Here is a 22,546-nt window from a genome sequence, read left to right on the forward strand (position 1 = left end):
GTTTGCTTAAAAACGAATCTTATGACGCCCGGCAAGGGAGTGTGACAGCGTGGTGCCATCGACCATTTCCAGTTCGCCGCCAACCGGTACGCCATGAGCGATTCGGCTGGCTTCCACGTCATATTGCGCGCAAAGCTCGGCAATGTAGTTAGCGGTAGCTTCACCTTCAACCGTGGGATTGGTGGCGAGGATCACTTCAGTGATTTTTTCCTCTGCCAGACGCTGTTCCAGACGATCAAGGCCGATATCATCCGGACCGATGCCGTCCAGCGGTGACAGGTGCCCCATCAACACAAAATAACGGCCTGAAAACTGCCCCGTCTGCTCAATGGCGTAGATGTCCGCCGGACTCTCCACCACACAGATTTGACCGTTTTCCTGACGACGCGGATTCGAACAGATGTTACAGACTTCCTGTTCGGTGAAAGTGCGGCAATCGGCGCAGTGGCCGATTTCCGACATCGCCCGGGTGAGCGCCTGCGCCAGACGCATCCCGCCGCTACGATCGCGCTGAAGCAGCGTGAACGCCATACGCTGCGCCGACTTCGGGCCAACGCCCGGCAGACAGCGCAGTGCTTCCATAAGCTGTGTTAACAGCGGGCTGGTTTGCATCAGAACGGCATCTTAAAGCCAGGCGGCAGCTGCATTCCGGAGGATACAGAGGCCATTTTTTCTTTCTGCGTTTCTTCAATACGACGTGCTGCGTCGTTGAATGCTGCAGCCACCAGGTCTTCCAGCATCTCTTTGTCGTCTTCCAGCAGGCTCGGGTCGATCTCTACGCGACGGCAGTTGTGTGCACCGTTGATGGTCACTTTTACCAGACCTGCGCCAGATTCGCCGGTGACTTCCAGCTGCGCGATCTCTTCCTGCATTTTCTGCATTTTTTCTTGCATCTGCTGGGCTTGCTTCATCAGGTTACCCAGACCGCCTTTACCAAACATAGGTTTCTCTCTCAATCACGTTAAGGATGACGAACGTAAGCTGTGCTTACGATCAAATGGGGCGGATACTTTCTTCATCCAGCTCCGCATCGAAGAACCGACGCAGGGTCTGAATATTATTATCCGCAATAATGGACTCGCGCGCCTGCGCAAGTTTTTCTTCGTATATCGCCTGACGCCACTCCAGCGGCGTACGCACCGCGGGATTATCATCTTCAACGATAGTCAGTTCAACCGTTGAACCTTTTAACGTGCTCAACGCTTCAGCCAGTTTTTGCTGTGCACCGCGGTTGTTCAAATGCCGCTGAGAGGAGCGCAAATGCAGACATACTGCGTTGTCGCTCTCCTCTTTCCAGGCATTTAAGGCCACCTGTTCGACCAGTTTTGGTAGCGAAAGTTGACTCACCTGTGCCGCCCACGCGTCGCGCTCAATGGCTTCTGCCGCCAGCTTCGCCGCCAGTTCCGGCGTTTTTTCATGTTCCAGCGCTTTTTTCAGCGCCTTCGGCGTGGCGACCACTTCTTTTTGCTGCATCACTGGAGTGGTAGCCTTCCAGCGATACGCTTCTTTTTTGGCTGGCGCTTTTTCCAGCGCCGATGGCACCGGACGCGCCTGAACGCGATCGGTGACCGAAGCCAGTCTTTCCAGCGCAGCGTTATTCACCGGCCGCGCGCGGGTAGCGGCTGCCGGTTCACTCTTTTTTGCTTTGGTTGCTCCCTGCACGCGCTGCAACTGCTGGCGCGCCGCCAGCACCTGGCTGGTGGTTTCCGGGAGCGGTACAGTCGGTGCCTGCTGCGGCGCTGATTGCGGTTGCGGCGGCACCTGGGTTGGCGTCATTACTGCCGTTGGCGCGACGGGCGCAAAGGACTGGCGTGGCACTTCTGGCTCAGGCAGAGGCATACGTGGATGGAACGCCAGCGCGCGCAGCAGCGTCATCTCAACGCCCATGCGGCGGTCCGGCGCATACGGTAATTCTTTGCGACCAATCAACAGCGTCTGATAGTAAAGCTGAATATCCGTCGGCGGTATGGTGCGCGCCAGTTCACGCATCCGCAGCTCAATGGCGGCCATGTCGTTGCCAAGTGCAGCAGGCGAAAGTTGTACCATCGCAATACGATGCAACAGGCCGAGCATTTCCACCAGCAACGCTTCCCACTCGATACCACGGGCAGCGGCTTCATTAATCAGCGCCATTACGCGCTCGCCGTTGGCCTCGACCATCGCTTCAACCAGCGACAGCGCCTGATCGTCGTCAAGCGTACCCAGCATCGCACTGACTGCCTGGGTTGAAACCTGGCCGTCACCGCTGGCAATCGCCTGGTCGGTCAGACTTAAGGCATCTCGCAGGCTGCCTTCAGCGGCGCGCGCCAGCAATTGCAACGCCCGCGGCTCGTGAGCGATATGTTCTTCGTTGAGGATGTGCTCAAGTTGATGGCGAATTTGCTCGACATCCAGCGCCTTGAGATGAAATTGCAAACAGCGCGACAAAATCGTCACCGGCAATTTCTGTGGATCGGTCGTCGCCAGCAGAAACTTAACGTGCTCCGGCGGCTCTTCAAGGGTTTTTAACAGTGCGTTAAAGCTGTGGCGCGACAGCATATGCACTTCGTCGATCAGATAAACTTTGAAACGACCACGCGCCGGAGCGTACTGGACGTTATCCAGCAGGTCGCGGGTATCTTCAACTTTGGTGCGCGAGGCGGCGTCGATTTCAATCAGATCGACAAAGCGCCCCTGCTCGATTTCACGACAGTTATCGCACACGCCGCACGGCGTCGCGGTAATGCCGGTTTCGCAGTTTAGCCCCTTCGCCAGCAGTCGGGCGATAGAGGTTTTTCCGACGCCACGGGTACCGGAAAAAAGATAAGCATGATGAATACGCCCTAACGACAAGCCGTTCGCCAGTGCGGTCAGCACATGTTCCTGGCCGACGACGTCAGCAAAGGTTTGTGGGCGCCATTTTCGGGCTAAGACCTGATAACTCATTGGCAGGCTCTGAAACGCTGGAAGGTGGATTCACGAAGGGGTAATGCTAACACAGCCCCGTCAGAACGGCGAGGCTGAATGCACATCTTGTGCTGTCCGTAGCGTGGGCAGCACAAGACTGGCGATAATTAATGGCCCGGGAACGGGACAAGGCTGTAGCTGGTAATGCCCTGTTTTTCGAGACGCTGTTCGCCGCCGAGATCGAACAGGTTGATAATGAACGCAGCGTCAGCCACTTCACCACCCAGACGACGGATCAGTTTAACGGTCGCTTCGATAGTGCCGCCGGTTGCCAGCAGATCGTCCACCACCAGAACTTTGTCGCCCGGTTTGATGGCATCAACGTGGATCTCCAGCTGATCGGTGCCGTATTCCAGGTCGTAAGTTTCACTGATGGTTTCACGCGGCAGTTTGCCCGGTTTACGGACCGGTACAAAGCCAACGCCCAGACCCAGAGCTACCGGAGCGCCAAACAAGAAGCCACGCGCTTCGGTGCCGACAACTTTGGTAATGCCCGCATTTTTGTAACGCTCAACCAGCAAGTCGATGCTGAGAGCGTAAGCTTTCGGGTCTTCCAGTAAGCTGGTGACATCGCGGAAAAGAATGCCGGGTTTTGGGTAGTCCTGAATGCTTTTGATGCTATTTTTGAGATACTCAAGCTGCTGTGCAGTCGCGGTCATAAGTGTATGCCTGCTTGTTACGGTGGTACTCACGGCGCGTTTTAAACGTATCAAAAGTAACAGTTGTTTAACCTTTGACCGCCTGCGCCTGTGCTCGAAAACGCCAGAATGTACTGGCTGTACGCAATAATTGCAACTGCGATTGTTGTGCTTCAGTGCTTTTCTTGCTTTTCATCAATCACCGGAATTCGCCACATATAGAAAAGCAAACAGGCGAGAATTACCAGCAACATGATGCGCACCCATGGCATCTGGACGAACCACAGAGAAATGGCAAACGTGAGCAAAATAAGCAAAATCGCCCGCGGTTTGACGCCGCGCGGCATCGCATGATGTTTCTGCCAGAAACGTAGATAGCTGCCAAACCATGAGCGGTACAGCAACCAGGCGTGAAAGCGCGGGGAAGAACGGGCAAAGCACCAGGCCGCCAGCAGGATAAACGGCGTCGTCGGTAATACCGGTAATACCACGCCCAGCGTACCCAGCACTACCGCCAGCCAGCCAATGATGATTAAAATGATTCGTTGCATATTGAGTGTTGTCAGCTTACAGAGTGGCTACTTTAGCATAACAATTATCATTTTCATTGAGGTCTTATCGTGAAAACCGCCCTGCTGCTGGAAAAACTGGAAGGACAGCTCGCTACGCTGCGTCAGCGTTGTGCCCCGGTAGCGCAATTTGCCACGCTAAGTGCCCGTTTTGACAGACACCTTTTTCAAACCCGTGCGACAACACTGCAGGCTTGTCTCGATGAGGCGGGCGATAATCTGGCTGCGCTTCGTCATGCAGTTGAGCAGCAACAGCTGCCGCAAGTGGCCTGGCTGGCGGAACATCTGGCGGCACAACTGGAAGCCATCGCGCGTGAAGCCTCCGCCTGGTCATTGCGCGAGTGGGACAGTGCGCCACCGAAAATTGCCCGCTGGCAGCGTAAACGTATTCAGCATCAGGATTTTGAGCGGCGGCTACGTGAGATGGTTGCCGAACGCAGAGCCCGCCTGGCGCGGGTGACCGATCTCGTGGAACAGCAAACGCTGCATCGTGAAGTGGAAGCCTATGAAGCGCGCCTGGCACGCTGCCGCCATGCGCTGGAAAAAATCGAAAACAGGCTAGCGCGCTTAACCCGCTAGCAATGGAGAGAGTATGTCACTGGAAAATGCCCCTGACGATGTCAAACTGGCTGTCGATTTGATTGTGCTGCTGGAAGAAAATCAGATCCCAGCCCGCACCGTGCTGCGCGCGCTGGATATTGTAAAACGCGATTATGAAAAGAAATTAACGCGCGATGATGAGGCGGAAAAGTGAGAAATAAATGGGGCCGCTAAATGTCCCCTAAGATTGTGGGCAAACGCAAAACTGCCTGATGCGCTACGCTTATCAGGCCTACACCGCTCCTGCAATACATTGAATTCTTGCGGTTTCGTAGGCCGGATAAGGCGGTCACGCCGCATCCGGCATGAACAACGCGCACTTTGTCAGTAATCTCGGGGCAACTAAATGTCGCCCCCTTTGGTTATTACCCTACCGCTGGCGTCGGGTCATCGCCTTTGTAGTCGCGTTTGACTTCCGTCACCTCATCGCCCTTCTCGTTGTGCAGATGCACTTCAAGCTGGTTAAAGGCAATGTTGATGTCGTTTTCACGGCACAGCTGATCGATAGTACGGTTCAGCTCATCGACAGTACGACTACGGTCACGCAGTTCACGCACATACAGACGCAGCTCATGATCCAACGTGCTGGCACCAAACGCCGTAAAGAAGACTTCCGGCATTGGTTCGTGCATCACCCTTGGGTGCTCAGTCGCCGCCTTCAGTAACACTTTACGCACTTTTTCCAGATCGGAGCCATAGGCCACGCCGAGACGGATCACCAGACGCGTAGTAGTGTCAGTCAACGACCAGTTGATCAGACGCTCGGTAACAAACGCTTTGTTCGGGATGATCACTTCTTTGCGATCGAAATCGGTAATCGTTGTCGCACGAATACGGATCTTACTTACCGTCCCCGAGAAGCTACCAATGGTTACCGTATCGCCAATACGCACCGGACGTTCGAACAGAATGATCAAACCGGAGACGAAGTTACCGAAAATTTCTTGTAAACCAAAACCAAGACCTACGGATAATGCTGCGGCCAGCCACTGGAGTTTATCCCAAGAGACGCCCAGCGATCCGAACACCGTCATCGCACCAACGGCAATAATGATGTAGTTAAGGATGGTAGTAATGGCATACGACGCGCCCTGACGCATATTCAGTCGCGAGAGCACCAGCACTTCCAGTAAACCAGGCAGGTTGCGAATCAACGCCCAGGCCACCATTGAGGCGATAATCGCAAACAACAGACTGCCCATGGTGACGTTTTTCACCACCGCAGCGCCAGCTTCAGTGCCGTTGTAATGCCAGAGCGTGATGCTGTCGAGATAGCTGAACACGGTGATCAAATCGGACCAAATTGCCCAGAACATGACACCGAACAGCGCAAACATCAGCAACATGGTAATACGCAGCGTCTGCTGGTTAACTTGCTCCAGTGCAATGGTGGGTTCTTCCGGCGGTTCGGCACCTTCTGCGCCCTCTTTCACCAGATTCTGCCGACGCGCCAGCGCACGACGCCAGGCGATACGCCGCGCCGCTACGCTTAAGCCGCGCAATACCGTCTGGTAGAGCAAGTTCCAGATGATCACCAGATAAACGGTTTCAATCCAACGCCCGGAGAGGCGCAGCGTGGTGTAGAAATAACCCGTGGCAGTCAGCACCATCAATGCAATCGGGATAATCGACAGCACGGTAATGGTGACCAGTCGCATGGTGTGCGACTCTTTATCACGCCAGCTTTCGCGGCACATTGGCCATACCAGGAAGGCAATCAGCAGCAGGTTGAAGAAAATCATCGCCTGCCCCAGCACATCATCCATCAGATGCAGCGGGGAAAGTTCTGCCACCACAGACCAGAAATGGATAGGCAGCAACGCGAGACTGATGCGGACAATTTGCCGACGCCAGTGGCTGGTCTGCTGCTCCGGCATGCCGAAGTGACGCACGGCAACGCCATTTTTCTCCAGTACCTTCCAGCACAGGCCAAACACCATCCAGAAAATCGCCAGTTTTTTACTGAACGACCATAGCAGTTCGCTGATGTTGAGCTGCATGGTCAACAGAATCAGGCCAACCGCGAGAATAATCAGGCACACCGGCAGCGCGCGGATCAGGTCGATAAGGATCGCTTTTGGTGTGTTGAGCTGGCTATCGTTACGCAGGGAACCCACAGCGGAAGCCAGTTTCTGTTGATACGCTTTCAGCCAGCCCAGACGCCAGTGGATCAGCCCGGCAATCAACAGCAGCGGCAAACCAGCGAGGAAAGCGATAAAAACGGCAGGCCAGGCTTTTTCCCAGTTCACCGTGATTTTCATCGACTTAAATTCATCTTTCAGGCTTTGCGGGAACGCTTTGATCCAGTCCCAGTCCATTGGACGGTTACTGTTCACCCAAAAGATTTGCTGAGTCAGGATGGATTTCAGGTTTTTCGATACGCTCATTAACTGCTGCTGGTTGATTTGCAGGTTAATGGCCATCATCAGCTGGTTACCCAACTGTTTGTTGAGTTGATCCAGCAATTCGCGACGCATATCAACCACTTGCAATAACGCATCGTGAACTTCGCTGTTGACTTCGTTGGTGTGACCTTCTTCCAGTTTGTTGACGAACGCATCGCTCTGGAAGAGTGCATCACGCTGCTGGTTAACTTCAAACTGTTCGAGACGCAAATCCGCGATGCGGTTGGTCATGTTTTCCAGTTCATCCGCCGAGGGCAGCGTTTGTTGTTGCTGGTAAAGGATACGAGACAACAGCAGGCTGCCCTTCAGGACGGCAATCTGCTCTTTAATATTGCGTTCCGATTGCAGCGCCCGCTCCAGCCAGTTTTTGACTTTAATGTTTTGCTGCATCAACTGATTACCGTTTTCAGTCGCGGTAATCAGACGCTGACTTAACTGCTGGTTAATTTCCAGTTCCTGTTTCACCAGCGGATTAGCCTGAATACGCGCGGCTTCATCCGGGGAGACGGCTTCCTGCGCCGTTTTTTCAGTTAAAGTCAGGCGCTTGCTGTTTACCGCTTCTTGCAACAGCTGCAACTGGTGCTCCAGACGGGCGCTGTTCGCCGTCACGTAATCACGTTGCTTTTGCAAGGTATCCTGCAAGACGGTGTTCCCTTCCAGGCTTTTACGCTGCTGGTCAATCTCCGCATTCAGCAACGCCTGCTGAGCCTGCATTAACACTTTCTGGCTGGGACGTAAGGCAGTCTCGCCGACATCAGTCCCATCCAGACGACTGCGAATTTGTTGCAGCTGCTGCGAAGCGTTATACATCGCATTTTGCACGCGTTCGGGCTGCGTCTGTAACGAAACCAGCTGGCTGTTATAAGACGCCAGATCGTTTTGTGCGTTTTGCAAATCGTCCAGCGCCTGGGCAACGCGAGTTTCCAGCTGGCGCAACGAAAGCGTACTCAGAATTTTGCGCGTTTCTTCGTCGTTATCGACATCGCTAAGTGCTGTTAACGCCGCGGTCGCCTGGCGCATTTTTTCCGGCGCTTCAGCGACTTTTTGCCGTAGCTGAACTGTCTCTTCTTTTATGCGATCGATTTTATCGAGGGTGGCTAATGTATCTGTCAGATCCTGCTGCACCAGTTTGTCCTGAGCAGAAAGATCTTTTTGTTTATTTAGTGAGTCAAGTTGCGCCTGCAGGTCCGCTTTTGTCGGCAGATCACCATTCGATGACGCCCGCGCAAACGCCGTGTTCTGGCATAACAAGACAAAAACAAAAGCAATAAATGCTGAAAAAACAAAATGCCGTGATCGTTTGTAATACTGGAACATAGTCATGATGAATGAAGGTTTCTGAACCTGAAGAACGACCTGAAAAAGTCAAACCGCAAGAATATCACGACGCAGTGAACCAGAATAGCAACGACGAAAATGTCCAGGAAAAATCCTGGAGTCAGATTCAGGGTTATTCGTTAGTGGCAGGATTACGAAGCGTGGGGCACAGGAGATACATCTCCAGTAAGATGGCGACGTAATCGCGGGCTTCTTTTTTAAGATCAAAAGATTGCGGGGCAAAGAGCCAGTTTTCCATCAGGCCGGAAATATAGCCGCGCATAATAATTGCTGCCCGACGCGTCATTAAATCCGCAGGCAACATTTTCGCTTCAATACAATGTTTTAACGTTTGTTCTATACGGTCATAACTTTCCAGACAGAGATTACGTTGTGCCTGTTGCACAACAGCCATTTCTCCGACAAATTCGCATTTGTGGAATATAATCTCCATCAATAATCGACGTCGTTCTTCTGTCACCGTGGATTCAAGAACATGAATTAATATCTCTCTTAATACTGAGAGTGGATCGCCAGGGAATTTTGCCTGATACTCAAGCTCTAGTTCACCAATATTGGATTCTGACAGTTCCCAGATCTCACTGAACAAATCCGACTTGTCTTTAAAATGCCAGTAGATTGCACCGCGCGTAACGCCAGCTGCTTTTGCAATCTCGCCCAGCGAGGTGGATGATACCCCCTGCTGTGAGAAAAGACGTAGAGCCACATCGAGGATGTGTTGGCGCGTTTCTTGCGCTTCTTGTTTGGTTTTTCGTGCCATATGTTCGTGAATTTACAGGCGTTAGATTTACATACATTTGTGAATGTATGTACCATAGCACGACGATAATATAAACGCAGCAATGGGTTTATTAACTTTTGACCATTGACCAATTTGAAATCGGACACTCGAGGTTTACATATGAACAAAAACAGAGGGTTTACGCCTCTGGCGGTCGTTCTGATGCTCTCAGGCAGCTTAGCCCTAACAGGATGTGACGACAAACAGGCCCAACAAGGTGGCCAGCAGATGCCCGCCGTTGGCGTAGTAACAGTCAAAACTGAACCTCTGCAGATCACAACCGAGCTTCCGGGTCGCACCAGTGCCTACCGGATCGCAGAAGTTCGTCCTCAAGTTAGCGGGATTATCCTGAAGCGTAATTTCAAAGAAGGTAGCGACATCGAAGCAGGTGTCTCTCTCTATCAGATTGATCCTGCGACCTATCAGGCGACATACGACAGTGCGAAAGGTGATCTGGCGAAAGCCCAGGCTGCAGCCAATATCGCGCAATTGACGGTGAATCGTTATCAGAAACTGCTCGGTACTCAGTACATCAGTAAGCAAGAGTACGATCAGGCTCTGGCTGATGCGCAACAGGCGAATGCTGCGGTAACTGCGGCGAAAGCTGCCGTTGAAACTGCGCGGATCAATCTGGCTTACACCAAAGTCACCTCTCCGATTAGCGGTCGCATTGGTAAGTCGAACGTGACGGAAGGCGCATTGGTACAGAACGGTCAGGCGACTGCGCTGGCAACCGTGCAGCAACTTGATCCGATCTACGTTGATGTGACCCAGTCCAGCAACGACTTCCTGCGCCTGAAACAGGAACTGGCGAATGGCACGCTGAAACAAGAGAACGGCAAAGCCAAAGTGTCGCTGATCACCAGTGACGGCATTAAGTTCCCGCAGGACGGTACGCTGGAATTCTCTGACGTTACCGTTGATCAGACCACTGGGTCTATCACCCTACGCGCTATCTTCCCGAACCCGGATCACACTCTGCTGCCGGGTATGTTCGTGCGCGCACGTCTGGAAGAAGGGCTTAATCCAAACGCTATTTTAGTCCCGCAACAGGGCGTAACCCGTACGCCGCGTGGTGATGCCACCGTACTGGTAGTTGGCGCGGATGACAAAGTGGAAACCCGTCCGATCGTTGCAAGCCAGGCTATTGGCGATAAGTGGCTGGTGACAGAAGGTCTGAAAGCAGGCGATCGCGTAGTAATAAGTGGGCTGCAGAAAGTGCGTCCTGGTGTCCAGGTAAAAGCACAAGAAGTTACCGCTGATAATAACCAGCAAGCCGCAAGCGGTGCTCAGCCTGAACAGTCCAAGTCTTAACTTAAACAGGAGCCGTTAAGACATGCCTAATTTCTTTATCGATCGCCCGATTTTTGCGTGGGTGATCGCCATTATCATCATGTTGGCAGGGGGGCTGGCGATCCTCAAACTGCCGGTGGCGCAATATCCTACGATTGCACCGCCGGCAGTAACGATCTCCGCCTCCTACCCCGGCGCTGATGCGAAAACAGTGCAGGACACGGTGACACAGGTTATCGAACAGAATATGAACGGTATCGATAACCTGATGTACATGTCCTCTAACAGTGACTCCACGGGTACCGTGCAGATCACCCTGACCTTTGAGTCTGGTACTGATGCGGATATCGCGCAGGTTCAGGTGCAGAACAAACTGCAGCTGGCGATGCCGTTGCTGCCGCAAGAAGTTCAGCAGCAAGGGGTGAGCGTTGAGAAATCATCCAGCAGCTTCCTGATGGTTGTCGGCGTTATCAACACCGATGGCACCATGACGCAGGAGGATATCTCTGACTACGTAGCGGCGAATATGAAAGATGCCATCAGCCGTACGTCGGGCGTGGGTGATGTTCAGTTGTTCGGTTCACAGTACGCGATGCGTATCTGGATGAACCCGAATGAGCTGAACAAATTCCAGCTAACGCCGGTTGATGTCATTACCGCCATCAAAGCGCAGAACGCCCAGGTTGCGGCGGGTCAGCTCGGTGGTACGCCGCCGGTGAAAGGCCAACAGCTTAACGCCTCTATTATTGCTCAGACGCGTCTGACCTCTACTGAAGAGTTCGGCAAAATCCTGCTGAAAGTGAATCAAGATGGTTCCCGCGTACTGCTGCGTGATGTGGCGAAGATTGAGCTGGGTGGTGAGAACTACGACATCATCGCAGAGTTTAACGGCCAACCGGCTTCCGGTCTGGGGATCAAGCTGGCGACCGGTGCAAACGCGCTGGATACCGCTGCGGCAATCCGTGCTGAACTGGCGAAGATGGAACCGTTCTTCCCGTCGGGTCTGAAAATTGTTTACCCGTACGACACCACGCCGTTCGTGAAAATCTCTATTCACGAAGTGGTTAAAACGCTGGTCGAAGCGATCATCCTCGTGTTCCTGGTTATGTATCTGTTCCTGCAGAACTTCCGCGCGACGTTGATTCCGACCATTGCCGTACCGGTGGTATTGCTCGGGACCTTTGCCGTCCTTGCCGCCTTTGGCTTCTCGATAAACACGCTAACAATGTTCGGGATGGTGCTCGCTATCGGCTTGTTGGTGGATGACGCTATCGTTGTGGTAGAAAACGTGGAGCGTGTTATGGCGGAAGAAGGTTTGCCGCCAAAAGAAGCTACCCGTAAGTCGATGGGGCAGATTCAGGGCGCTCTGGTCGGTATCGCGATGGTACTGTCGGCGGTATTCGTACCGATGGCCTTCTTTGGCGGTTCTACTGGTGCTATCTATCGTCAGTTCTCTATTACCATTGTTTCAGCAATGGCGCTGTCGGTACTGGTAGCGTTGATCCTGACTCCGGCTCTTTGTGCCACCATGCTGAAACCGATTGCCAAAGGCGATCACGGGGAAGGTAAAAAAGGCTTCTTCGGCTGGTTTAACCGCATGTTCGAGAAGAGCACGCACCACTACACCGACAGCGTAGGCGGTATTCTGCGCAGTACGGGGCGTTACCTGGTGCTGTATCTGATCATCGTGGTCGGCATGGCCTATCTGTTCGTGCGTCTGCCAAGCTCCTTCTTGCCAGATGAGGACCAGGGCGTATTTATGACCATGGTTCAGCTGCCAGCAGGTGCAACGCAGGAACGTACGCAGAAAGTGCTCAATGAGGTAACGCATTACTATCTGACCAAAGAAAAGAACAACGTTGAGTCGGTGTTCGCCGTTAACGGCTTCGGCTTTGCGGGACGTGGTCAGAATACCGGTATTGCGTTCGTTTCCTTGAAGGACTGGGCCGATCGTCCGGGCGAAGAAAACAAAGTTGAAGCGATTACCATGCGTGCAACACGCGCTTTCTCGCAAATCAAAGATGCGATGGTTTTCGCCTTTAACCTGCCCGCAATCGTGGAACTGGGTACTGCAACCGGCTTTGACTTTGAGCTGATTGACCAGGCTGGCCTTGGTCACGAAAAACTGACTCAGGCGCGTAACCAGTTGCTTGCAGAAGCAGCGAAGCACCCTGATATGTTGACCAGCGTACGTCCAAACGGTCTGGAAGATACCCCGCAGTTTAAGATTGATATCGACCAGGAAAAAGCGCAGGCGCTGGGTGTTTCTATCAATGACATTAACACCACTCTGGGCGCTGCATGGGGCGGTAGCTATGTGAACGACTTTATCGACCGCGGTCGTGTGAAGAAAGTTTACGTCATGTCAGAAGCGAAATACCGTATGCTGCCGGATGATATCGGCGACTGGTATGTTCGTGCTGCTGATGGTCAGATGGTGCCGTTCTCGGCATTCTCCTCTTCTCGTTGGGAGTACGGTTCGCCGCGTCTGGAACGTTACAATGGCCTGCCATCCATGGAAATCTTAGGCCAGGCGGCACCGGGTAAAAGTACCGGTGAAGCAATGGAGCTGATGGAACAACTGGCGAGCAAACTGCCTACCGGTGTTGGCTATGACTGGACGGGGATGTCCTATCAGGAACGCCTCTCCGGCAACCAGGCACCTTCACTGTACGCGATTTCGTTGATTGTCGTATTCCTGTGTCTGGCGGCGCTGTACGAGAGCTGGTCGATTCCGTTCTCCGTTATGCTGGTCGTTCCGCTGGGGGTTATCGGTGCGTTGCTGGCTGCCACCTTCCGTGGCCTGACCAATGACGTTTACTTCCAGGTAGGCCTGCTCACAACCATTGGGTTGTCGGCGAAGAACGCGATACTTATCGTCGAATTCGCCAAAGACTTGATGGATAAAGAAGGTAAAGGTCTGATTGAAGCGACGCTTGATGCAGTGCGGATGCGTTTACGTCCGATCCTGATGACCTCGCTGGCGTTTATCCTCGGCGTTATGCCGCTGGTTATCAGTACTGGTGCTGGTTCCGGCGCGCAGAACGCAGTAGGTACCGGTGTAATGGGCGGGATGGTGACCGCAACGGTACTGGCAATCTTCTTCGTTCCGGTATTCTTTGTGGTGGTTCGCCGCCGCTTTAGCCGCAAGAATGAAGATATCGAGCACAGCCATACTGTCGATCATCATTGATACAACGTGTAATCACTAAGGCCGCGCAAGCGGCCTTTTTTATGCATAACCTACGAACATTAAGGAGTAATTGAACCACCAACTCAGGATCTCATACGAAAACCAGTATTAACCACGTATAAAATTCATAAAAAATACTGATTGTTAGTTAATTTATATTAAGTAGCGCTAATAGATTTAATAATCCATAATCATTTAGAGGCTATTCTTAATTATTTGCGGTAATTCTTTATTCATTCCTCGGTTATTACGTCATATTCAGAGCAATCCTGGTATTAGTGTCACCAATTTCATCTGGCGATAATCCTGAAATGTTATGAACAGTTCGAGCAAACTGCTTTTACCTGCTGCGGGTTAGTGCTAGTATGAAAAAGTGAGTCCTGTCCCGATTCCTTCCTAATTGTAATTTTTCGTAATAATGCGATGAAAACCTGCAAAGAGTGGCTTATAGTTAAGCTAACAAACGAGAGGGCAAGTCCAGGTCAGTAAGTTTTTTCCATCCCGAAAGGTGTCCGTTAGTTCAACCGCTAAGAAGGGGACGCGTTATGGATGAATACTCACCCAAAAGACATGATATCGCACAGCTTAAGTTTCTCTGTGAAACCCTGTATCATGACTGTCTTGCAAACCTTGAAGAAAGCAATCATGGCTGGGTTAACGACCCAACCTCGGCGATCAACCTCCAGTTGAATGAACTGATTGAGCATATTGCGACCTTCGCACTTAATTACAAAATTAAGTATAATGAAGACAATAAGCTCATTGAGCAGATCGACGAATATCTGGATGACACCTTTATGTTGTTCAGCAGTTATGGTATTAATATGCAGGATCTTCAGAAATGGCGGAAGTCAGGTAATCGACTATTCCGTTGTTTTGTCAATGCGACGAAAGAGAATCCTGCGAGTTTATCTTGTTAGAATTATTACAACCATGGGTAGAAGTATGTCCGAAAAACCTTTAACGAAAACCGATTATTTAATGCGTTTACGTCGTTGCCAGACAATTGACACGCTGGAGCGTGTTATCGAGAAAAATAAATACGAATTATCAGATAATGAACTGGCGGTATTTTACTCAGCCGCAGATCACCGCCTCGCCGAATTGACCATGAATAAACTATACGACAAGATCCCTTCCTCAGTATGGAAATTTATTCGCTAATAAATAATTCGCTTTCGGAGCTATAACCGGCTGTTTATTAAGAATTTTATACTTTTCACCATGAAGACATACCCTATGTGATCTTTATCACACAGATGTAATGGGAACGTTCTCTTCACTGACTTTTCGTCTTACTGTGTTGCCGCATTTTCAGCAACCGGAGGTCAGTAATGAGCACAGAAAAAGAAAAGATGATTGCTGGTGAGTTGTATCGCTCGGCAGATGAGACGTTATCTCGCGATCGCCTGCGCGCTCGTCAGCTTATTCACCGATACAATCATTCCCTGGCGGAAGAGCACACATTACGCCAGCAAATTCTCGCTGATCTATTCGGTCAGGTGACAGAGGCTTATATTGAGCCAACGTTTCGCTGTGACTATGGCTATAACATTTTTCTCGGTAATAATTTTTTCGCCAACTTCGATTGCGTGATGCTTGATGTCTGCCCTATTCGCATCGGTGATAACTGTATGTTGGCACCAGGCGTTCATATCTACACGGCAACACATCCCATCGACCCTGTAGCACGTAATAGCGGTGCTGAACTGGGGAAACCCGTCACCATCGGTAATAACGTCTGGATTGGCGGACGCGCGGTCATTAACCCTGGTGTGACCATTGGTGATAACGTCGTGGTAGCCTCAGGTGCAGTTGTCACAAAAGATGTCCCGGACAACGTTGTCGTGGGCGGTAATCCAGCCAGAATAATTAAAAAATTGTAATCGGTTTTTCGCAACTGTTATGCAAAATTGTGGTAGATCTGTTACTTCCCCTCTACTATTCCCACGTTAAAATAGGGTGTTCCCTGGAAAGTTGCAGATACCACGAAGGCAAACGATGACCGAAATACAACGCCTGCTGACCGAAACGATTGAGTCTCTGAATACCCGCGAAAAACGCGACAACAAACCCCGCTTTAGTATCAGTTTTATCCGTAAACATCCGGGGCTGTTTATCGGTATGTACGTTGCTTTTTTTGCCACCCTGGCGGTGATGTTGCAGTCCGAAACGCTGTCAGGCTCTGTCTGGCTACTGGTTGTATTATTTATCCTGCTTAATGGTTTCTTCTTTTTCGATGTCTACCCACGCTACCGCTATGAAGATATCGACGTGCTGGATTTCCGCGTTTGCTATAACGGCGAATGGTACAACACGCGCTTTGTACCTGCCGCGCTGGTTGAAGCCATCTTGAACTCTCCGCGTGTCGCGGATGTTCATAAGGAACAACTGCAAAAAATGATCGTCCGTAAAGGTGAACTGTCTTTTTACGATATTTTTACCCTCGCTCGCGCCGAATCAACATCTTAAGTTAGGGTTACATACCAGGCGTAAAGCTCTGCGCCTGGTCAAATGACAATGATCGTTTCCACCCATCACTTCATGAAATACCAGCTCTACCTCCTTATCTCCTGCCAGCCTTTTTCCACAATCAGATATACTTTCCCTACACTGTGTTAATAAGGATATGCTGGTGAGAACACGACATCTGGTCGGCCTTATTTCGGGAGTACTGATTCTTTCAGTATTGCTGCCTGTCGGCTTAAGCATCTGGCTGGCCCATCAGCAGGTAGAAACATCGTTTATTGAAGAGCTGGATACCTATTCCTCCCGCGTCGCTATTCGGGCCAATAAGGTGGCGACACAAGGGAAAGATGCGCTGCAAGAGCTGGAAAGATGGCAAGGCGCTGCCTGTAGCGAAGCCCATCTCATGGAAATGCGTCGGGTATCTTACAGTTATCGCTATATTCAGGAAGTGGTTTATATCGATAACAACGTTCCCCAGTGTTCGTCTCTGGAGCATGAAAGTCCGCCCGATACCTTCCCCGAGCCAGGTAAAATTTCGAAAGATGGTTATCGTGTCTGGTTAACATCGCATAACGATTTAGGCATTATCCGTTACATGGTCGCCATGGGAACGGCACATTATGTCGTCATGATCGACCCCGCTTCCTTTATTGATGTCATTCCCTATAGCTCATGGCAAATTGATGCCGCCATTATTGGCAATGCCCATAACGTTGTCATAACCAGCAGCGATGAAATTGCTCAGGGAATTATTACCAGGCTACAAAAAACACCCGGTGAGCATATCGAAAATAATGGAATCATTTACGATATCCTGCCCTTCCCGGAGATGAATATTTCGATCATCACCTGGGCTTCAACGAAAATGTTGCAGAAAGGCTGGCATCGGCAAGTCTTTATTTGGTTACCGCTCGGGTTGGTGATTGGCCTGCTGGCAGCGATGTTTGTGCTGCGTATTTTGCGCCGTATCCAGTCACCGCATCATCGGCTGCAGGATGCTATCGAAAATCGTGATATTTGCGTGCACTATCAGCCGATTGTCTCCTTAGCCAATGGCAAAATTGTCGGTGCTGAGGCACTGGCGCGCTGGCCGCAGACAGACGGTAGTTGGTTGTCACCAGATAGTTTTATTCCGCTGGCACAGCAAACGGGCCTTTCTGAGCCATTGACGCTACTGATTATAAGAAGCGTCTTTGAAGATATGGGCGACTGGCTGCGTCAGCATCCACAGCAGCATATTTCGATCAATCTTGAATCCACCGTGCTCACCTCGGAAAAAATCCCGCAATTGCTGCGTGAAATGATCAATCACTATCAGGTTAATCCCAGACAGATCGCGCTTGAACTCACTGAACGCGAGTTTGCCGATCCGAAAACCAGCGCCCCGATAATTTCTCGCTACCGGGAGGCGGGCCATGAAATTTATCTTGATGATTTTGGTACGGGATATTCAAGTTTAAGTTATTTACAGGATCTGGATGTCGACATTCTGAAGATCGATAAATCTTTCGTTGATGCGCTGGAATATAAAAATGTCACGCCGCATATCATCGAAATGGCAAAAACACTGAAACTGAAAATGGTAGCGGAGGGAATCGAAACCAGTAAACAAGAAGAGTGGCTACGCCAGCATGGCGTGCACTACGGTCAGGGCTGGCTCTACAGCAAGGCATTACCGAAAGAAGATTTCTTACGCTGGGCCGAGCAACATTTGTGAATTTTTGGGCTGACGGCACGCCGCACAGCCCGTCACGCTACCTATTCGTCGATGATTGACTCGAATCCGCCATAGATCATTCGCTTGCCGTCAAACGGCATGGACTCGCCGAACTCTTTCATCCGTGGGTCCGACATCATCTTTTGATTAGCAGCGTCGCGGACCTCTTTTGAAGGGTATTCAATCCAGCTAAAGACAACCTCTTCATTCTCTTCCGCTTTCACCGCCATACGAAAATCGGTCACTTTGCCATCCGGTACATCGCTGGCCCAGCATTCGACAATACGAAGCGCGCCAAACTCTTTAAACAATGGCGCAGCCTTAGCGGCCATTTCCCGATAGGCATCCTTTTTATCGGCAGGAACGGCAACCACAAAACCATCAACATACTTCATCAGACATACCTCCGAAGCGTACTGCGCAGCCAGACAATTCTTGCGACGTCAGTTGTGGTTAAAGTTTAGCCATGTTGGTTTTTTTTGACGAAACGGTGGGAGGCAGAAATGGGTGGGGGCCCTGCCAGCTACATCCCGGCACACGCGTCATCTGCCTTGGCTGCTTCCTTCCGGACCTGACCTGGTAAACAGAGTAGCGTTGCGGGAGAACCAACAGAGCCCCCATTGAGAGCGTTGAGAACCAACGCGCAGGCGCATTATCACTGCTGCCCCGGCTAATTGCAACCCATCGCGTGCCAGATGCTGGTTTCTTGCGCAATGCGACTTCACTCGGGCGTTTTTCCAGATTATGCTGAAAAATTACCTCAGGAAGAAAAGATGGAAAAAGAAGATTCATTTCCCCAACGCGTCTGGCAAATCGTCGCCGCTATTCCCGAAGGCTATGTCACCACTTACGGTGATGTGGCGAAACTGGCGGGATCGCCCCGCGCCGCGCGCCAGGTGGGCGGTGTGTTAAAGCGTCTCCCTGAAGGCAGCACCTTACCCTGGCACCGGGTGGTTAATCGCCACGGCACAATTTCGCTAACCGGACCGGATTTACAGCGTCAGCGACAGGCATTACTGGCAGAAGGTGTGATGGTATCGGGAAGCGGGCAAATCGACTTGCAGCGTTATCGCTGGAACTACTAACCCTCTCCGGGCGGAGAGGGTTAACGTCGCTTAATATTGCGTAGGAGCTGGAACTGCCGAAGACGGATTCACCTGAGTTGGTGAAGTCGAAGGTACGGTAGTCGTTGCACCACCGCTGGCCTGAACCGGCACGGCGGTTTGCTGCACCGGCACCAATGTCAGGTCGGCTTTAGTTCCGCCCTTGTTGATCACCGGCTGAACGGTATCGGTAATAAATACCAGTTTGTCATTCACGGTAATCGCCGCACTCAACAGAATACGCGCGTTCGGCTGAACATCTGCCGGATTAAATGGCAGAACAAAGCTGAATGGTGACTGTTTACCTTCGGTACGCACCGCTTTCTGCGCCAGCACTTTTGACGGTGCATCGGCTAACGACGCGTCAGAAAGTGTCACGGTCAGCACAGCATCAGGCGGCAGTGCGACTTTCTGCCGGATCCAGACGGTACCGGAGACATTCGGTTGCTGGATAGCAGGTTGTTGTGTTGCTGAAATAGACGTATTTGCAGCCGGGGCTGGCGTCTGAATATCCGCGCTTTTATCTGCGCAAGCCGCCAACGCAATCGCAACCGCTAAACCACTGGCCATGTGCACGAGTTTCATTCATTTCTCCTTATTATCAATGCACCAGCGGGCTAACTTTCCTCGCCGGAAGAGTGGTTAACAAAATAGTAACGTCAATAAGTGTGGCACACATCACGCATTTCTGCCTGTAATTAGCCCGTAATTCAGATTATTGCACCCATCGGACCAGTGGCAAATTTGCGTTATACTCAACTCACTTTGGCTTGCTGCGGCAGCTTTGTTACTGGAGAGTTATATGAGTCAGGCGCTCAAAAATTTACTGACATTGTTAAATCTGGAAAAAATTGAGGAAGGACTCTTTCGCGGCCAGAGTGAAGATTTAGGTTTACGCCAGGTGTTTGGCGGCCAGGTCGTGGGTCAGGCCTTGTATGCTGCAAAAGAGACCGTCCCGGAAGAGCGGCTGGTACATTCGTTTCACAGCTACTTTCTTCGCCCAGGCGATAGTAAGAAACCGATTATTTATGATGTCGAAACGCTGCGTGACGGTAACAGCTTCAGCGCCCGCCGGGTTGCTGCTATTCAAAACGGCAAACCGATTTTTTATATGACGGCCTCTTTCCAGGCACCAGAAGCGGGTTTCGAACATCAAAAAACAATGCCGTCCGCGCCAGCGCCTGATGGCCTGCCTTCGGAAACGCAAATCGCCCAATCGCTGGCGCACCTGCTGCCGCCAGTGCTTAAAGATAAATTCATCTGCGATCGTCCGCTGGAAGTCCGTCCGGTGGAGTTTCATAACCCACTGAAAGGTCACGTCGCAGAACCACATCGTCAGGTGTGGATCCGCGCAAATGGTAGCGTGCCGGATGACCTGCGCGTTCATCAGTATCTGCTCGGTTACGCTTCTGATCTTAACTTCCTGCCGGTAGCTCTACAGCCGCACGGCATCGGTTTTCTCGAACCGGGGATTCAGATTGCCACCATTGACCATTCCATGTGGTTCCATCGCCCGTTTAATTTGAATGAATGGCTGCTGTATAGCGTGGAGAGCACCTCGGCGTCCAGCGCACGTGGCTTTGTGCGCGGTGAGTTTTATACCCAGGACGGCGTACTGGTTGCCTCGACCGTTCAGGAAGGGGTGATGCGTAATCACAATTAAAAAAATAGCCGGAGGTGAAAACCGTCCGGCTGTTTTTTGCAGTGCTTGTTACGCGTTATAGGCATTCTCGCCGTGACTGTTGACATCCAGCCCTTCTCGCTCCTGCTCTTCCGGTACACGCAGACCAACCGTCAGATCCGCCAGTTTGTAGCCAATAAATGCCACCACACCGGACCAGACGATCGTAATGGCGATGCTTTCCAGCTGTACCAGCAACTGATGGCCCATCGTCACGCCTTCAGCGAAGCCCACGCCACCCAGCGAACTGGCGGCAAAAATCCCAGTCATGATACAGCCGACAATGCCACAAACGCCGTGCACACCGAAGACATCGCAGGGATCATCCACCCGCAGCAAGCGTTTGAGCATAGTAACGCCCCACAAGCCCGCCAGACCAGCTACCACGCCGATAATCAACGCGCCGCCAACCCCAATGTAGCCACACGCTGGCGTCACGCCGACCAGACCGGCAATCGCGCCAGAACACGCTCCCAGCAGAGAAGGCTTACCACGCAGCGCCCATTCACCGAAGATCCAGCCAAGAATTGCCGCCGCCGTTGCGACCACAGTATTCACAAATGCCAGTGCCGCGATTTCATTCGCCGTGCCCGCTGACCCGGCGTTAAAGCCAAACCAACCAATATAGAGAATGGCAGTACCGGTGAAGACCATCGGCAGGTTGTGCGGTTTAAACGCCTCTTTACCGAAGCCCACGCGTTTTCCTATCAGATACGCGCCCACCAGACCGGCGATTGCGGCGTTAATGTGCACCACTGTGCCACCCGCGAAATCCAGCGCACCGTGAGAAGCCAGCAAACCACCGCCCCAGACCATATGCGCAATTGGAATGTAAGAGAGCGTCAGCCATACCACCACGAAAATCAACACAGCTGAGAAGCGGATTCGTTCCGCCAGCGCCCCAACTATCAAGCCTACGGTAATGCAGGCAAACGATCCCTGAAACGCTACGTGGATATACTGATAAATGCTGCCCATCACCGCCGTCAGTTCGATGTTTTTCAGCATCAGCCAGTTAATGTTGCCGAAGAAGTTGTTGCCCTCACCAAACGCCAGCGAGTAACCGTAAACCACCCAGAGAATACAGACCAGTGCGAATGTCACCGTCACCTGCGTCAGCATCGACAGAACGTTTTTGCCGCGAATCAACCCACCGTAAAACAGGGCAATCCCCGGAATAGTCATAAACAGCACCAGAGCAGTACAAATCATCATAAACGCATTGTCGGCTTTATCGGCCACCGCAGGTGCAGCCATTACCAGTCCCGGCAGCATCGCCAGTGAAGCAAGCCCAGTTTTTATCGTCGCTATCTTCATTTTTCGTTCCTGTTGCTGTGTGCCAGAGATTACAGCGCCGCTTCGTCGGCTTCGCCGGTACGAATACGAATGACGCGTTGCAATTCAGCGACGAAGATTTTGCCGTCGCCAATTTTTCCGGTGTAAGCCGCCTTACTGACGATATCGATCACTTCATCGAGTTGGTCATCAGCAATTGCCACATCAATTTTTACTTTTGGCAGGAAGTTGACGCTGTATTCCGCCCCCCGGTACAGCTCGGCATGCCCTTTCTGACGCCCGAAACCTTTCACTTCGGTGACGGTCAGGCCCTGAATACCAATGGAAGATAACGCTTCACGAACGTCTTCCAGCTTGAATGGTTTGATTATCACGGTCACCAGCTTCATAGATCCCCTCCGGTCAGAATTCGGTAATGGTTCTGCTACACGAAGAAGGTATTGCAAGCGGTGTGCCAGAAATGAAAAACGAGAAAGAGAGCAGGAAGTTAAGAAGATTGAAAATGAAAACGCACTAT

At 51.6% G+C, this 22,546-nt stretch carries 22 protein-coding genes, 1 other RNA gene and 1 other annotated feature; of the genes, 11 read left to right on the forward strand and 12 right to left on the reverse strand.

Annotation, left to right across the window (positions count from 1 at the left end; genetic code table 11):
* Positions 1–6 precede the first annotated feature (6 nt).
* The 5 genes from recR to ACJHW7_RS14195 all read right to left on the reverse strand — a co-directional run bounded on the left by recR (position 7) and on the right by ACJHW7_RS14195 (position 4,135).
* A complete protein-coding gene (gene recR / locus ACJHW7_RS14175) occupies positions 7–612 on the reverse strand; it encodes a recombination mediator RecR (protein ID WP_001195025.1) in 606 nt (201 codons plus the stop codon).
* Positions 612–941 carry a YbaB/EbfC family nucleoid-associated protein gene (locus ACJHW7_RS14180; RefSeq protein ID WP_000467098.1) on the reverse strand — a complete coding sequence of 110 codons (330 nt, stop codon included), beginning with the start codon at positions 939–941 and terminating at the stop codon, positions 612–614. The genes recR and ACJHW7_RS14180 overlap by 1 nt, the downstream gene beginning before the upstream one ends.
* Positions 942–993: 52 nt before the next feature.
* Positions 994–2,925 (reverse strand): DNA polymerase III subunit gamma/tau, encoded by a 1,932-nt coding sequence (dnaX, locus tag ACJHW7_RS14185; protein WP_000122008.1) that lies wholly within the window; start codon positions 2,923–2,925, stop codon positions 994–996.
* Positions 1,597–1,661, reverse strand: a sequence feature (DnaX frameshifting element). It overlaps the preceding gene by 65 nt.
* 128 nt (positions 2,926–3,053) lie before the next feature.
* Entirely contained in the window at positions 3,054–3,605 is a 552-nt protein-coding gene (gene apt, locus ACJHW7_RS14190) for an adenine phosphoribosyltransferase (protein ID WP_000127356.1), read from the reverse strand.
* A gap of 152 nt (positions 3,606–3,757) precedes the next feature.
* Positions 3,758–4,135, reverse strand: a complete 378-nt coding sequence (locus ACJHW7_RS14195) for a DUF454 family protein (protein ID WP_001188905.1) — start codon at positions 4,133–4,135, stop codon at positions 3,758–3,760.
* Between the two features lie 69 nt (positions 4,136–4,204).
* Here ACJHW7_RS14195 and priC point away from each other — a divergent pair, with 69 nt between their 5' ends.
* The gene (gene priC, locus ACJHW7_RS14200) at positions 4,205–4,732 is read left to right on the forward strand and encodes a primosomal replication protein N'' (protein ID WP_000844848.1); all 528 of its coding nucleotides are present in this window, start codon (positions 4,205–4,207) and stop codon (positions 4,730–4,732) included.
* Positions 4,733–4,745: 13 nt separating this feature from the next.
* On the forward strand, positions 4,746–4,907 hold the full coding sequence (gene rsmS / locus ACJHW7_RS14205; RefSeq protein ID WP_000051146.1) for a pleiotropic regulatory protein RsmS: 162 nt from the start codon (positions 4,746–4,748) through the stop codon (positions 4,905–4,907).
* Positions 4,908–5,118: 211 nt separating this feature from the next.
* Here the strand turns inward: rsmS and mscK are convergent, their stop codons facing one another.
* Entirely contained in the window at positions 5,119–8,481 is a 3,363-nt protein-coding gene (gene mscK, locus ACJHW7_RS14210) for a mechanosensitive channel MscK (protein ID WP_410233563.1), read from the reverse strand.
* Positions 8,482–8,608: 127 nt separating this feature from the next.
* Complete coding sequence (gene acrR / locus ACJHW7_RS14215) at positions 8,609–9,256, reverse strand: multidrug efflux transporter transcriptional repressor AcrR (RefSeq protein WP_000101737.1); 648 nt, start codon at positions 9,254–9,256, stop codon at positions 8,609–8,611.
* Between the two features lie 141 nt (positions 9,257–9,397).
* Between acrR and acrA the strand changes: the two genes are divergently transcribed.
* From acrA to pdeB, 7 genes are all read left to right on the forward strand, one after another.
* Entirely contained in the window at positions 9,398–10,591 is a 1,194-nt protein-coding gene (gene acrA / locus ACJHW7_RS14220; protein WP_001295324.1) for a multidrug efflux RND transporter periplasmic adaptor subunit AcrA, read from the forward strand.
* A 22-nt stretch (positions 10,592–10,613) separates the two neighbouring features.
* Positions 10,614–13,763 (forward strand): efflux RND transporter permease AcrB, encoded by a 3,150-nt coding sequence (gene acrB / locus ACJHW7_RS14225; protein ID WP_001132469.1) that lies wholly within the window; start codon positions 10,614–10,616, stop codon positions 13,761–13,763.
* 545 nt (positions 13,764–14,308) lie between these two features.
* Positions 14,309–14,683, forward strand: a complete 375-nt coding sequence (tomB, locus tag ACJHW7_RS14230) for an Hha toxicity modulator TomB (RefSeq protein ID WP_000344800.1) — start codon at positions 14,309–14,311, stop codon at positions 14,681–14,683.
* Positions 14,684–14,708: 25 nt separating this feature from the next.
* The gene (locus ACJHW7_RS14235) at positions 14,709–14,927 is read left to right on the forward strand and encodes an HHA domain-containing protein (protein ID WP_001291435.1); all 219 of its coding nucleotides are present in this window, start codon (positions 14,709–14,711) and stop codon (positions 14,925–14,927) included.
* A gap of 170 nt (positions 14,928–15,097) precedes the next feature.
* A complete protein-coding gene (maa, locus tag ACJHW7_RS14240) occupies positions 15,098–15,649 on the forward strand; it encodes a maltose O-acetyltransferase (RefSeq protein WP_000102564.1) in 552 nt (183 codons plus the stop codon).
* Between the two features lie 115 nt (positions 15,650–15,764).
* Positions 15,765–16,235: a YlaC family protein gene (locus tag ACJHW7_RS14245; protein ID WP_000136192.1), complete on the forward strand. Its 471-nt coding sequence runs from the start codon at positions 15,765–15,767 to the stop codon at positions 16,233–16,235.
* Positions 16,236–16,398: 163 nt separating this feature from the next.
* Positions 16,399–17,949, forward strand: coding sequence for a cyclic-guanylate-specific phosphodiesterase PdeB (pdeB, locus tag ACJHW7_RS14250; RefSeq protein WP_001299455.1), 1,551 nt, complete (start codon positions 16,399–16,401; stop codon positions 17,947–17,949).
* 41 nt (positions 17,950–17,990) lie between these two features.
* Here the strand turns inward: pdeB and ACJHW7_RS14255 are convergent, their stop codons facing one another.
* Positions 17,991–18,344, reverse strand: a complete 354-nt coding sequence (locus ACJHW7_RS14255) for a DUF1428 domain-containing protein (RefSeq protein ID WP_000878140.1) — start codon at positions 18,342–18,344, stop codon at positions 17,991–17,993.
* 119 nt (positions 18,345–18,463) lie between these two features.
* Positions 18,464–18,560: signal recognition particle sRNA small type (gene ffs / locus ACJHW7_RS14260), an RNA gene on the reverse strand.
* Between the two features lie 162 nt (positions 18,561–18,722).
* Here ffs and ACJHW7_RS14265 point away from each other — a divergent pair.
* Positions 18,723–19,034: an MGMT family protein gene (locus ACJHW7_RS14265; protein ID WP_000409911.1), complete on the forward strand. Its 312-nt coding sequence runs from the start codon at positions 18,723–18,725 to the stop codon at positions 19,032–19,034.
* A gap of 30 nt (positions 19,035–19,064) precedes the next feature.
* Here the strand turns inward: ACJHW7_RS14265 and ACJHW7_RS14270 are convergent, their stop codons facing one another.
* The gene (locus ACJHW7_RS14270) at positions 19,065–19,637 is read right to left on the reverse strand and encodes a YbaY family lipoprotein (protein WP_000779826.1); all 573 of its coding nucleotides are present in this window, start codon (positions 19,635–19,637) and stop codon (positions 19,065–19,067) included.
* 217 nt (positions 19,638–19,854) lie between these two features.
* On the opposite strand from ACJHW7_RS14270, the gene tesB reads away from it, so the two are divergent.
* Positions 19,855–20,715: an acyl-CoA thioesterase II gene (gene tesB / locus ACJHW7_RS14275; protein ID WP_000075876.1), complete on the forward strand. Its 861-nt coding sequence runs from the start codon at positions 19,855–19,857 to the stop codon at positions 20,713–20,715.
* 48 nt (positions 20,716–20,763) lie between these two features.
* Here the strand turns inward: tesB and amtB are convergent, their stop codons facing one another.
* Both amtB and glnK read right to left on the reverse strand, forming a co-directional pair.
* Positions 20,764–22,050, reverse strand: coding sequence for an ammonium transporter AmtB (amtB, locus tag ACJHW7_RS14280; RefSeq protein WP_000685029.1), 1,287 nt, complete (start codon positions 22,048–22,050; stop codon positions 20,764–20,766).
* A gap of 29 nt (positions 22,051–22,079) precedes the next feature.
* Positions 22,080–22,418, reverse strand: a complete 339-nt coding sequence (gene glnK, locus ACJHW7_RS14285) for a P-II family nitrogen regulator (protein ID WP_000780338.1) — start codon at positions 22,416–22,418, stop codon at positions 22,080–22,082.
* Positions 22,419–22,546: the final 128 nt, after the last annotated feature.

Source organism: Escherichia sp. WS1152 (assembly GCF_046487665.1).
Lineage (GTDB): Bacteria > Pseudomonadota > Gammaproteobacteria > Enterobacterales > Enterobacteriaceae > Escherichia > Escherichia coli.